This is a genomic window from Clostridium sp. CTA-19, assembly GCF_054767855.1.
Genome location: NZ_BAAABH010000006.1, coordinates 79,492 through 92,676, shown reverse-complemented (window position 1 = coordinate 92,676; position 13,185 = coordinate 79,492). Strand labels below are relative to the sequence as shown.

12 protein-coding genes are annotated in these 13,185 nt (G+C 24.8%); 4 read left to right on the top strand and 8 right to left on the bottom strand.

From position 1 onward, the window contains the following. Positions 1–194 precede the first annotated feature (194 nt). From ACYUE0_RS05145 to ACYUE0_RS05135, 3 genes are all read right to left on the bottom strand, one after another. Positions 195–908, bottom strand: coding sequence for a GNAT family N-acetyltransferase (locus ACYUE0_RS05145; RefSeq protein WP_460269740.1), 714 nt, complete (start codon positions 906–908; stop codon positions 195–197). Between the two features lie 203 nt (positions 909–1,111). Beyond that, entirely contained in the window at positions 1,112–1,837 is a 726-nt protein-coding gene (locus tag ACYUE0_RS05140) for an HAD family hydrolase (protein ID WP_460269739.1), read from the bottom strand. 320 nt (positions 1,838–2,157) lie between these two features. Next, positions 2,158–2,703, bottom strand: coding sequence for a GNAT family N-acetyltransferase (locus ACYUE0_RS05135; protein ID WP_199869453.1), 546 nt, complete (start codon positions 2,701–2,703; stop codon positions 2,158–2,160). A 501-nt stretch (positions 2,704–3,204) separates the two neighbouring features. Here ACYUE0_RS05135 and ACYUE0_RS05130 point away from each other — a divergent pair. From ACYUE0_RS05130 to ACYUE0_RS05115, 4 genes are all read left to right on the top strand, one after another. Next, a complete protein-coding gene (locus ACYUE0_RS05130) occupies positions 3,205–3,900 on the top strand; it encodes a response regulator transcription factor (RefSeq protein ID WP_061995191.1) in 696 nt (231 codons plus the stop codon). A gap of 21 nt (positions 3,901–3,921) precedes the next feature. Beyond that, positions 3,922–4,974 carry a sensor histidine kinase gene (locus ACYUE0_RS05125; protein ID WP_460269738.1) on the top strand — a complete coding sequence of 351 codons (1,053 nt, stop codon included), beginning with the start codon at positions 3,922–3,924 and terminating at the stop codon, positions 4,972–4,974. 174 nt (positions 4,975–5,148) lie between these two features. Then, positions 5,149–5,916, top strand: coding sequence for an ABC transporter ATP-binding protein (locus ACYUE0_RS05120; protein ID WP_460269736.1), 768 nt, complete (start codon positions 5,149–5,151; stop codon positions 5,914–5,916). Beyond that, positions 5,903–7,852: an FtsX-like permease family protein gene (locus ACYUE0_RS05115; protein WP_460269735.1), complete on the top strand. Its 1,950-nt coding sequence runs from the start codon at positions 5,903–5,905 to the stop codon at positions 7,850–7,852. Before ACYUE0_RS05120 ends, ACYUE0_RS05115 begins: the two co-directional genes overlap by 14 nt. A 129-nt stretch (positions 7,853–7,981) precedes the next feature. Here ACYUE0_RS05115 and ACYUE0_RS05110 read toward each other — a convergent pair whose 3' ends face one another. The 5 genes from ACYUE0_RS05110 to ACYUE0_RS05090 all read right to left on the bottom strand — a co-directional run bounded on the left by ACYUE0_RS05110 (position 7,982) and on the right by ACYUE0_RS05090 (position 13,149). Further along, positions 7,982–8,803: an alpha/beta fold hydrolase gene (locus ACYUE0_RS05110; protein WP_460269776.1), complete on the bottom strand. Its 822-nt coding sequence runs from the start codon at positions 8,801–8,803 to the stop codon at positions 7,982–7,984. 439 nt (positions 8,804–9,242) lie between these two features. Next, positions 9,243–9,776, bottom strand: a complete 534-nt coding sequence (locus ACYUE0_RS05105; RefSeq protein ID WP_460269734.1) for a GNAT family N-acetyltransferase — start codon at positions 9,774–9,776, stop codon at positions 9,243–9,245. Positions 9,777–10,325: 549 nt separating this feature from the next. Then, the gene (locus tag ACYUE0_RS05100) at positions 10,326–11,639 is read right to left on the bottom strand and encodes an HAD family hydrolase (protein WP_460269733.1); all 1,314 of its coding nucleotides are present in this window, start codon (positions 11,637–11,639) and stop codon (positions 10,326–10,328) included. 464 nt (positions 11,640–12,103) lie between these two features. After that, positions 12,104–12,652: a GNAT family N-acetyltransferase gene (locus tag ACYUE0_RS05095; RefSeq protein WP_460269732.1), complete on the bottom strand. Its 549-nt coding sequence runs from the start codon at positions 12,650–12,652 to the stop codon at positions 12,104–12,106. An 83-nt stretch (positions 12,653–12,735) separates the two neighbouring features. Next, on the bottom strand, positions 12,736–13,149 hold the full coding sequence (locus ACYUE0_RS05090; RefSeq protein ID WP_460269731.1) for a CGGC domain-containing protein: 414 nt from the start codon (positions 13,147–13,149) through the stop codon (positions 12,736–12,738). Positions 13,150–13,185 lie beyond the last annotated feature (36 nt).

Below are 13,185 nucleotides of genomic sequence, written 5' to 3'. Positions count from 1 at the left end.
TAGTGCTATCATTTTAATTTTTTAAATTATATATGGAACGGTATTTATAAAGCTGTGAATATTTTTCTTTTCTCCAATTCTATTATCATTCTACATTTAATCTTTCTAATTGTTTATTTTTTACAATTATACCATAATTATAACACAATTCTAAATTTTTTTAATATTCTAACCAATATTATTTTTTATATTTATTATTCTCTTTCAAACCAATTCACTATCTTATACTTTTCAAATCCTAAACTAGTTGCTAATTTCATAGATTCCAAATTATCTTCTTCAATATGGACAAATGGAATTTTATTTTTATTACGAACTTTATTTATTAAATCCATAGTGATATCATGAGCATATCCATTATTTCTATATTGAGGCAAAACATTCAAAAACCCTATGGCACCATCATCCTGTGTAATTGCCCATCCTACTGGTTTATCCATATGACGTATACAAGAATTTACCCCTTTAGTTATTCTATTAATTATATAATCAATAGATATAACATCCTTATAATCTGAGTTTTCATAGATAAACTTAGCATCATTAATATTTAGTTTATCCATAATATTTTCAGCCTCGTTTATATTTACTTCATTTTTTAATATTAATTTCATAGTAGATAATCGCCACTTGATTTCATACCCTTTAATTATAATAGGCATCATCCATTCTTCCACTGCTGCAAAATTTTTATCATCATAATCTATTTTGCTTTTTATTATTTTCAATTCATCTATTGATTTCGAACTTATATAAATCCACTTTTTATCACTTTTCCCTTTAACTATAATTGATTCTCCTATTTGTTCTATATAGCTTATTGGATAATTTTCAATGAAATTTATAACATTTATATTTCTAATTTTATCTTTATATAAAAATTTCAATACATCTTTTATATCATTCATTTTTTATTCTCCTACCCTTAATTTATTTTCTTAATTTATTTTTAATACAATTTTATTTAGAACATTAGTTTTCTATAAATATATATACCTATATAAGTTTAATGCCTGTCACCAAAAAATTTTAGATATAATAAAAACACCTACTAAATTGCCTAATAAGCGTTTTATATATTATTATATTAATTTTTAATATATTTAGTTTATTATATATAACTTAATAGCTCCTTTATAGTTGATATTTTCCCATGTGGTACTATTTCTAATTTAGTATCATTAATTATATCATTCTTTAGCCATATGGTTTTCATACCTAATTGTAAAGCAGGTTTAATATCACTTTCTAAACTGTCTCCAACCATTATTGCTTCTTTAGGTGAAATTCCCATTTGTTCTATAGCTGCTTCAAAAATTTTTTTGTTAGGTTTTCCTATTTTTAATGAATAGCTAAAAATAAAATTATCTACTAATTCATAAATTTTTGCCTTTGAAAAACACTCTTTCATAACCTCGTCATAATAACAAGTATTAGATATAACACCTATTTTATAACCTTTTTCTTTTATACTTTTTAAAGTTTCATATATATTATCTTCAAACCTAACTTGCTCTCTATATTCTTTGTAAAAACAATGAATAGCTTGTATACATTGTTCTAAACTAAAAGTCAAATCATATTTTTTAAGAAACCCATTTAAAAAACTTTCAATTGGATATTCTATTCTTTTACTTTTTCTATCTTTTATTCCATCCATCCAAATTTTATAAAAATTATTCTTCACATCTTCAAATGTAATATTTTCATCAAATCTATTTAAATACTCAGTTAAATAAACTAGACCTTGCATATCTTTCTCATCATCTGATTGTCCATAATGAAAATGTAATAAAGTATTTCCCATATCAAAAAATATTACCTTAATATTTTTCATAAATTCCTCCATTAACAATAACATCTATATATTAAATTTAAATTATCTATTTTTCTTTGAATTTATTATATATCCAACCAATAATCCTATAAACGTACCAAAACTTATAAATAAACCAATATTATTAAAAATAACTCCAAATGTTACTCCTATACACATTTCACATGATATGCAAATACATATTCAATCTTCTTCTTTTTTCTTATCTTCATCCATTTTATATCTCCTTCTATTTTAATTTTTTATAAATTATAGTTTATATGTTTTTATTCAAATTGAGTGTACCAATAAATTTTAATAATATATTATATTTTTACTTTTCACTTGTCTATATATTTTATTTCAGTATCCAATAAGGAATAAATATGACTTCCATACCAATTATTATTTAATAATCTAACTGCTCTACATGTTCCCTCTTTTTTCATTCCTATTTTTATCATAACTTTTTCTGAATTAATATTTTTATCATTACATAACGCTTGTACCCTATGAGCATTTAATTTATTAAATCCAAATTTCATCAATGCTTTTGCTGCTTCTGGAGCATAACCCTTACCAATGTAATCTATATGAATATCCCAACCAATCTCCCATTCTCTAATAGAAGAATCTATCTCCCAAAACCCTAGTTTTCCTACTGGCTGAAAGTCAGGTAACTTTGTGATAACCAAATAATATCTATTTCTTGGTATTTCATTTATGCATTTAAGTATTTTAGAAAATTTCTCATCAATTTCTTCTTTTGTAGGTATGGTATCTGATTCAAATTTTTGAATAAATTCGCTAGTTTCTAATTCAAAAAAGAAATCATAATCTTCTGCTACAAACTCTCTTAAACATAATCTATCAGTAAATATATTCATATTCTCCATCGCCTATATTTCAATTCTCACCTTAAAACTTAAAGAATTTTATTAGTTAAATATTTATTAAAATTTATATATATAATTTATTTAGACTTTTAATTTACATATATTTAATTTAATTACAAATCATTGTTTTTAAAAATTATATCATATTATATGGATTTCAAGTTAGCTTTTTAAATTATTGATTTCAAGGTCTAATAACTAAAGTAATTTTATATATTAGTGAAAACTTAAAATTTCATATGTAATTTTTTATGACCATCCATAAATTAAAACATTTTAGCATTTTTCCCCTATAAGTACTAGCTGTACTAACCTATTAACATTTGTTGTAGGCAATTTAAAACTACTTAAATAACGAAAATAGTTGAAAACACTGATTATAAAAAGTATATTTATACATAGGAGAATAATATTGGAAAGTATTATGTTATTTAAAGTATTTATGATTTTTTATATAATTTAATATAAAATGACCAAAGGAGGTATATGGGTATGTACAATATAATGATAGTTGAGGATGATGTAAAACTTGGTATTTTGATGAAAAATCACATTGAAAAATATGGTTATGAAGTATGTGTAGTAAATGACTTTTTAAATATAAAAGGAGAATTTATAAAAAACAACCCACAGGTTGTTCTTATGGATATCAATCTCCCTTTCTATGATGGCTTTTACTGGTGTCGAGACATAAGAACACTTTCTAATGTACCCATTATTTTCATATCTTCACGAGAATCAGATATGGACCAAGTTATGGCAATAGAAAATGGTGGTGATGACTATATAACAAAACCATTCTCCTATGATCTTTTAATAGCAAAAATAAAAAGCGTTATAAGAAGAGTTTATGGCAGTTATTCTGAAAGTACTAACAATGAAATGTTTGAAGTTAATGGATTATTTATTTATATAAATCAAAACGTTGTAGAGTTTAATAAAAAAAACATAGAATTAAGCAAAAAAGAATTTCAACTTTTATATTGTTTACTTAAAAATGTAAATAAAATTGTTTCAAGAGAAACTTTACTTGAAGTATTATGGAATGATGTAGATTTTGTAGATGATAACACTTTATCTGTTAATATTACAAGATTAAGAAAACGATTAGAAGAATTAGATATTATAGATGTAATTGAAACAAAACGAGGACAAGGATATAGAATAATAGATAATTGGAAGATTTAATTTTTTGGGTAGGTGACAAATATGAAATTAAAAGATTTTTTTAAAGATAGAATAGGATATGCACTTATTTACTTTGTAAGTACATCAATAGTTATTTTAATAATGTATTTAACTTTAATTATTAACAAAATAAACCTTCCTAAAACTAATATATTTTATGCCTTTTTAGTTTCAACAGTATTGTTTATAATCTTTTTATTATATGATTATTTTAAAAATAAATCTTTTTACATCCAATTGAGTCTTATGATTAATTCAAAAGATGGATTAGATTACATGCTAAACTTAGATTGCACTGGAACAATAGAACAACGATTATATAGAAATCTTCTTTTAAAAATATATAAGACATATGGTGATAAGATTGGAAAATATGAAGAAGAACGTAAGCAATACATCTATTTTATTAATCAATGGGTACATCAGATAAAAACCCCTGTATCTGTAATAAATCTTATCCTTCAAGATCAAAAAAACGAAGAATACAGAACAATATTTGATAGTATATCAGAGGAAAATGAAAAAATATCCCATTGCATTGAAATGATACTTTATAACACTCGACTTAATGAGTTTAATCTAGATTTTAATGTAGAAAGTTTTAATATTATATCTATTGTCAGAAATGTAATTAATCATAATAAAAAATCATTGATACGTAATTTTATATTTCCTAAAATTATTGGTGATGAAGATATTATTGTAGAAACAGATAAAAAATGGGTTTTATTTGTGATAAATCAAATTTTTGTTAATGCTATAAAATATTCTAAAGATACCCCAAAAGATAAAAAATATATAACCTTTAAAATAAACCAAGAGCCAACAAAAGTTATTCTAGCAGTTTCAGACAATGGTATTGGTATTCCTCCCCAAGACCTATGCAGAATATTTAACGCTTTCTTTACAGGTAAAAACGGCAGAAAAATCGCTGAATCAACTGGCATGGGCATGTATTTATCTAAGAAAATATGTGATGAGCTTGGACATGATTTACTTGTTGAATCCCAAGAAAACCAAGGTACAACTTTTTCTATTATTTTTTATCCTGGTAAAAATATGTTTAAACTATAATCTTTCAATATTGTAAGACTAAAATATGGCATGAAAGGGAAATCGATACCTTGATTTTCCTATTTTTTTTATAATAAACATAAAGGTTATGACAAAATTTAATTACTTTAAAATATATAAGCTTATTTTAATAAATAACTTATCAATATGAAAAACAGAAAGGAAGTTTAAAATATGTCTTTATTAAAAGGTGTTAACATAACTAAAATATATGGAAATAATAAAGGTGGTTTAACTGTAAAAGCCCTTGATAGATTCAATATAAATATAGAAAAAGGAGAATTTGTTGGTGTAATGGGACCTTCTGGTAGTGGAAAAAGCACTTTATTAAATATTCTTGCTACTATAGATACAGCGTCTTCAGGAGAATTGCTTATAAATGGTACAAATCCCACCGAGCTAGATGAAAAAAATATTGCCTTATTTAGAAGAAGAGAATTAGGATTTATATTTCAAGATTTTAATCTTTTAGATTCCTTATCTATCAAAGAAAATATTATACTCCCATTAGTACTAGACAAAATTAAGTTAAAAGATATAGAACAAAGAGTTGATGAAATTTCTTCACTTTTAGGAATAAAAAATATTTTGAACAAAAAACCTTATGAAACATCTGGTGGGCAACAACAAAGGGCAGCCTGTGCAAGGGCTCTTATCCATAACCCTTCTATAATTCTTGCAGATGAACCTACAGGAAATTTGGATTCAAAATCTTCTTTAGATGTAATGGAGTCTTTAAACAATTTAAATAATAAAGAAAATGCTACAATTATGATGGTTACTCATGATCCTTTTGCTGCAAGTTTTTGCAAAAGAATTATAATGATTAAAGATGGAAAACAGTTTTTAGAAATTGTACGAGGTGGTAGCAGAGAATTATTTTTCAAAGAAATTATTGATTCATTGTCTATGTTAGGAGGAAAATATAATGACCTTGCGTAGTATTGCTTATAAAAATATTAAAGGCAACTTAAATAAATATATAATGTACTATTTAAGTAATACTTTAGTTGTTATGGTATTTTTTATATTTGCAAATTTTATATTTAATCCTGAAGTTAAAAATATAAAAACTATGGGTAACTTAGGACTACTATCAATACAAATAATGTATCTTTGCGAATTTATAATATTAACATTCACTGTAGTATTTACTCTGTATTCAATATCAACCTTTTTAAAATCAAGAGCAAAAGAATTTGGACTACTTTCAATGTTTGGACTTACTAAAAGTGAAATAAGAAACTATATTATGTTTGAAAACTTAATAGTTTCTCTAGCTTCTATAGCAACAGGGATTGTATTTGGAGCATTATTCTCAAAGTTATTTTTCATGTCAATTTCTGCTATTTTAAAGCTTAATTTAGAAATACCATTTTCTATATCTACTAAGGCCCTTATTATAACTTTAGTATGCTTTATTATATTATTTCAATTGATTGGATTTGTAGCAAGTCATAAGGTAAAAAATAATAACATAATAGAACTTCTAAAAGGCTCAAGGATAGCAAAGCCTTCCCCAGCGTTTTCTAAATATAAAGCAATTTTATCTATAATACTTATTTTTCTAGGATATATTATAGCTGCATCATCAAGTACTTTAATAATTTTAACTATGTTCCCTATTTTAATTCTTGTAGTTACAGGAACTTATTTATTGTATTCTCAATTCAGTGTATATTTTACAAATAAGTTGCAAGAAAACAAGTTAATTTATTATAAAGGTATTAATATGATAACTTTATCTCAAATTATATATAAATTGAAAGATAATGCAAAAATATTATTTATTGTATCAATACTAAGTAGTGTCACTTTAACAGCATCATCCTGTATATATTCTTTGCAAAAAAGTATGCAAAAGGAAATTCAATTAAACTCTCCCCAAGATATAAGTTTTATTGAAAGTGGATTAAATTCTCATGATATAATAATACCTGAAGAAATTGAGTCTATATTAAATTCTAGTGACCATAATATAATTTTTAAAAGTAAAGTTATTTTAATTAAAGCCTTAAATACAGATGATTCTATGAATAATGGTTTCAGTAACAAGAAAGACTTTTACATTATGTCTAATAGTGAATATAACATATTAGCTACTGAATTTGGAAAAACTCCACTTAATCTTAATTACGATGATATAGTTATACATTCCTATAGCAACATGAATCCTAAAAATGAAAAATTATTTTCTAATATAGAATATTTAAACTTAGATATAGAAGGATTAAATGAAAAATTTAAGATTAAAGATGAAATTATTGGAGGAATTATAAATTCTGATGAGAAAAACGCAAATATGGCTATAATTAACGATAGTGATTATGAGAAAATCTTAAATAGAATTCCTGACGAAAGTAAGTATGTTTACTATGGATACAATATAAATGATTGGATAAATTCATCAGATATCGTATCACAAATTAAATCTATGGTTCCTAAAGACAAAGAAACTATGTTTAACGAAAGAGTAATAGGATTTCTTAAATTTATGAACGGTATGTCATTATTTTTCTTTATAGGAACGTTCATTGCAATATTATTTTTCATAGCTACAGGAAGCATATTATATTTTAAAATGTTTACTGAAATTCAAAAAGATAAACAAGAGTTTATCTCTCTAAAAAAAATGGGGATGTCAAAGGATGAAGTAAAAACTATTATAAGTACTCAATGCTTTATAATGTTTTTCTTACCTTTTGTAGTAGCCTTTAGCCATACATTCTTTGCTATAAAATCCTTAAGTAATCTTCTTGGTGAAAGTTTAAGCATATATTTATTAACTATAGTAGGCATATACTTACTCCTTCAAATTATTTACTATTTCTTTTCAAGATCAATATATACAAAGCAAATTAATAATTGGGAGTTATAATTTTTAAAGTTAACTTATACCCTATTAAAGAAAATAAATTCATTATTTAATCTTTATTAATTTTATAAAATATAAAACACCGTATAATTAAAATATAATAATGCGGTGTTTTATTAATAATTAGGATTATTATTCCTCTATAAATTGTATCAATTCTTTATTAAACTTCTCCTTCTGATCATAAAACAATCCATGCCCACTATTTTCAAATGCTATAAGCTTTGAGTTTCTAATACCTTGATTTTGAGCTTGAGCTAATGGGAAAAGACAAACCTTGTCATGAATGCCATGTAATATTAATGTTGGAACATTTATTTTTTCCAAATCAGAAAATAACCCTTCTTCGTTTAACCATGAATTAGCTACTGATGCTGTAGACCATCCTGCAGCTTCCAACCCCAATTGGAAAAACCAATCTGAAAAAGCTTCAGTTATGTGTTGAAAGAAAAACATATTTCCAAAATCTCTTAACATCTTAGGTCTATCATCATAAGTTCCTTTAATTATGTCATCTACATCTTTTTTTTCTAATCCATATGGAAAATATGATCTTTTTATTAGACTTGGTGCTGCTGCTGCGAAAAGTGCAAGCTTAGACACTCTTGCTTCATTGTGTCTAGCCATATATCTTATAGCAATTGCTCCTCCTGTAGAATGTCCTCCTAATATAACATTTTTTAAGTCTAAGGCTTCAATTACAGCTTTAACATCATCTGCTAATCTATTATAGTCATACCCTTTAAAAGGTTTATCTGATTTACCAAATCCTCTTTGATCTATACCTATGCATCTATATCCCATTTTAGGAAGTTGATCAAATTGATATTCAAATAGTTTATGACTTCCAGGCCAACCATGTAAAAATACAATTGTCTTTTTACCTTTTGGATTAAGATCTTCCACATAGACCTTTACATTTTCTTCTACTTCAACATAATATCCCACTGAAATACCTCTCTTAATAACTATTTTCCATTAACATTTTATTCCACCAAATCAAATATGTGAATTATAACTATATTTCATTTTGATATATGGCAAAATATAGTCATAAAATCATAGGTTGGATTCATATGAAACATAAAAATTATTTTATTTTTAACATTTTATTAATAATATTTTCATTAACTTTATTATTTGTAGGAGCTATATTAAATTTTACATTGTTTGTTGTCAGCCTAATTTGTTTTTTACAGTAATTGCTTTATTAATGCATTGAAGTACATTTAGCTATAAATGGATATGTGATGAATGCGTAGAAACTTTTGAAATTACATTTAGTGAAGATATTTTGGGAATCAATCATAATCTAAATTATAAAAGCTTATATTGCCCTAAATTTACTAAGAAAACTATGTGTATAGGCATTTTAAAACAATAAAATATAATTTTATTTTAAATTTTCCTTACACCAATCATCTCTTATTATTCCAAATAAATTCAAATCTCTATATTCACCATAATCAAAGCTGTATTTTCTTAACGTTCCTTCTAGTTTAAAACCTAATTTTTTCCCAAGGAAATTCATGCTTTCATTATCACTTCTAGTCATAAATTGAATTCTCATTATGCTTTTTGTGTTAAATAAATAATTAATCAGTATACTTATAGCTTCACTTCCTATTCCTTTCCCCCTATTTGAAGGCACTGCAATTAATATTCCAAAATCAATTGAAACTTTGCTTGCTATTGAATTAAAATAATCTATCACTCCAATAGGCATACCATCTTTATCTTCTATAATCATATAAAATGGTGAATTAGTTCTTAAAGCCTTTTTCATTTCTTCAATAAATAAATCCTTATATATTAACTCTGCATTCATATAAAGTCCCATATGCTCTTGTGTAGTATTCCACATATAGAATAGTTCAAGATCTTCAGCTGTCATTGGTCTTAAATTGATATTCTTTCCTTTAATCATTTTCATCCTCCAAATCATTTTTATATGTAGTTATTATATTAGACCTCTATTATAATTTATCCTTCTATCATATTATGTAAAGTACTAATAGCATAAATGCTTTTCTATAATAATTACTTTTATCCTATCTTTGATAATCTTACTTACCCCAGATATTAAAACAACCTACTTAGGACCGTAAATCATTGGTATAATTCTACTTCCATTGTCATAATTTCTGTATATATTTTCTTTTCACTTGTAATATCCTCTCATATTTACATAAAAAATTCAATTTCATTTATGAATAAAATTTATAATACTTTTTTCGTAAAGTGTTATAGAATCACCAACACCCACTGCAGAATTTTCATTTACAAGTTCTTTTATTTCCTTATTAATAATTAACTTGAAATATAAATTAAGGGAGATCATAAATGATCTCCCTAGAAATTGATACAATATAAACATTCTCTTAAACCACATCATTAAATAAAAATCTACATGTATTGTACAACATTTATAATATTTTAAATATTTTTAGTATTACTTTTACCTTTTATTTAAAAATTATTTGTGTAGTAATCCTTCTTCAGTTTGTTCAAACATTATTGATTTTTCAGAAGGTCTAAAAGTTCCAGTATTCTCATCTCTTCCTTGTAGTAAATATTTTACATCTTCCTTACCAATACTGTCAGAAGCAAGTTTACTTAATTCACCTATTTCACCATCTTTAAGTCTATTGATTATTAACCCAATTTTAGTATCTTCAAAATCTTTTAGCATAGCTACATCACCAGCACTATCTCCAGCTACAAGAATAGGTCCATAACCTTTTTCAGAAGCTAAAAATCTTTTTATTGTTTTAGTCTTTCCTGCTCCTTGAGTTTGATCATATCCTTCTTTAAATTCAGGAACTATAACATTGTCCTTTCTTTGAAGCTCCATAGCCATTATATTTTGCTCTGGTACATTATATTTATACTTAGGGTTAGAAGCAAATGTTTTAACAATATCAACAAAACTTGCACTGCACACGTATACATCTATTCCATTTTCCATTAATGTATTGTATAAATTTTGTTGTTCTTCTAAAGTTCTTAATCCACTATTATAAGAAACTGATACAACCCCTGCTTTACCTGGTAATTCTTCAGGACTTGTTAAATTTTTTACCCCTATTTTTTCATTTAATGCATTATCAATGCCTTTTTCTGCTAATTCTTTAACTTCGTTTTCATTCATTCCTGCAAATAAATATGTAACCCATGGATAACTTATATCTGCTGAAAATGTTTTTCCTATAGAATCATATAGATATCTTGTTTTAGCAATAAAATCTTTATATTCTGAAGTTTTTTTCATATCTTCAAGAGTTTTATCACCCTTCATTCCTTTATAATTTTCATAAATAAATTTATAATCTGAATCTATATCCTCAGCTATTAAATCTATATTTACAGGTTGTCCATCTTTATTGTTACATTTTTCATTAAAATTATCCTTAGGTATATCTTTTCTAAGTACTTTTGATAATTCCTCTGGAGACATCTTAAATTCTAAATTTTCAAGTTGATATATTAATAAAGCTTCCTCTACATCATTATAAATTGATGTATTGTCCCAATCTACTACGATATATGGTTTTTTATTTGCATCATAGTTTTTACCTTTAACTCCATTTTCTTCAATAAGCTTATTTAATGCATTAAAATTATTTTCTGACCAATTTAATTTTTGTAATTTAACCTCATCTTTTTTCACATCACTTGCTACATTTTTATTTTCTTGAGTTTCTGTGTTTTGATTTTTTCCACATCCCACTAAAGTTCCTACTGTTAAACAAGTTACCATTAATAATGCTAAAATTCTTTTATTTTTCAATTTATTTACTCCCCTTCTTTACAAAACTTTTTAATCTTTTGCATTTTTTACTTTAGCAGTTTAAATAGAATGTTTAAAAATAAATTTAAATTATTTTTTATTATATCAATTACTTGCGATGTAAATATTTAATTAAACACCTTATTTTTATATTTTTTAACTATAATATAAAAAATTTCTTTACTAATTATATTTTTTATTTCTTTTGTAATACATACCAATTGTACCATATTTTTAAATTAAATTATATATTATTACATAAATATATATTATTTTATTATAATAAAACACATAATATATATTTTAAGTTTTTTGTAAAGTTGTATATTTTTTCAAGTAAAACAAAAAAGTTACTTTTATTATAAAAGCAACTCTTTATTAATTTCAACCTTATTATAAATTTTTTCTAAATTACATTTTATATTGTATAAAAAATTAGTATTTTAAAATTTATCACATATTCTCTATTTCACAGCATTATTCCATTCTGATTTAAGAATTGCATATTCATAGGTATCTTGCCAAATAGGTTGATTATCAACATTAGTTTTAAAATATATATTCTGATGATAATGCCCTTCACGTCTCATATTAACCCTTTCAAGTAGCTTCCATGATGGTTTATTCTCCGGATTACACATTGCAATAATTCTTCTAACATTTAATTTTTCAAATGCATAACTAATAAGAGTATTTGCACTTTCTGTTGCATAACCTTGATGCCAATAGTGAGCATTAAATACATATCCTAATTCATAAGTCCCATAATCCTGCTTCGAAAAATAAAGATTACCAATTACTTTTCCAGATTCTTTTAAACATACAGCTATAAAAGCTTCATCCTTAGTTCGATAAATAGCTTCCTCTTTGCTTTCTTCTTCTGAAAATGGATTGTAAGGTTCAAACCTAACTACTTTTTCATCTGATAAATACTCATGTATATCTTTCCAGTCATCCTCCCTAAACCTTCTAAGTACCAATCTCTCACTCATAAATTCATTCAATAACCCCATATTTATTTCCCCCATTAAATAATTTTTCGATTTATTCAATACTTGTTCATCATATAATACTTATATATAAGCATATATTAACTTTATTTATAACAATTATACTTGTTTTCTTCTCTTTTTCTTTTAGCATTAGTACTAATATAAGATCCTTCAACTATATTTTTATAACCTTTTTTTATCAATATATTTTTTATATAGTCTACGTTGGGACATCTATCATAATGATGATTATCAGTTACCATACAAGAGGATAAGTGAATCACAACTTCATCTTTATTAATATTATATTTTTTATATACTTTTTTAGAAAAATGCTCTAATTTAGAAGCAACTCCCTTTCCACAGCATCCTCCACAAGTAAATGAAATATATCTTACATTATTATCGTATTCTTTAAACATTTCATCCTTATTATAAAATGCATCAGTACAAGCAAAACCACTACACCTCTTATGTGCAATATCGCATTGAATTATAACAACGTATTTAACTTCCATATTTTCCTCCATCTTTTTACTAAATAAGTATTAAAA

Excerpts from the sequence above, each read along its gene's own strand:
- ACYUE0_RS05145 (WP_460269740.1), bottom strand. The coding sequence starts at position 908 with ATGAATGATATAAAAGATGTATTGAAATTTTTATATAAAGATAAAATT.
- ACYUE0_RS05140 (WP_460269739.1), bottom strand. The coding sequence starts at position 1,837 with ATGAAAAATATTAAGGTAATATTTTTTGATATGGGAAATACTTTATTA.
- ACYUE0_RS05135 (WP_199869453.1), bottom strand. The coding sequence starts at position 2,703 with ATGAATATATTTACTGATAGATTATGTTTAAGAGAGTTTGTAGCAGAA.
- ACYUE0_RS05130 (WP_061995191.1), top strand. The coding sequence starts at position 3,205 with ATGTACAATATAATGATAGTTGAGGATGATGTAAAACTTGGTATTTTG.
- ACYUE0_RS05125 (WP_460269738.1), top strand. The coding sequence starts at position 3,922 with ATGAAATTAAAAGATTTTTTTAAAGATAGAATAGGATATGCACTTATT.
- ACYUE0_RS05120 (WP_460269736.1), top strand. The coding sequence starts at position 5,149 with ATGTCTTTATTAAAAGGTGTTAACATAACTAAAATATATGGAAATAAT.
- ACYUE0_RS05115 (WP_460269735.1), top strand. The coding sequence starts at position 5,903 with ATGACCTTGCGTAGTATTGCTTATAAAAATATTAAAGGCAACTTAAAT.
- ACYUE0_RS05105 (WP_460269734.1), bottom strand. The coding sequence starts at position 9,776 with ATGATTAAAGGAAAGAATATCAATTTAAGACCAATGACAGCTGAAGAT.
- ACYUE0_RS05095 (WP_460269732.1), bottom strand. The coding sequence starts at position 12,652 with ATGGGGTTATTGAATGAATTTATGAGTGAGAGATTGGTACTTAGAAGG.
- ACYUE0_RS05090 (WP_460269731.1), bottom strand. The coding sequence starts at position 13,149 with ATGGAAGTTAAATACGTTGTTATAATTCAATGCGATATTGCACATAAG.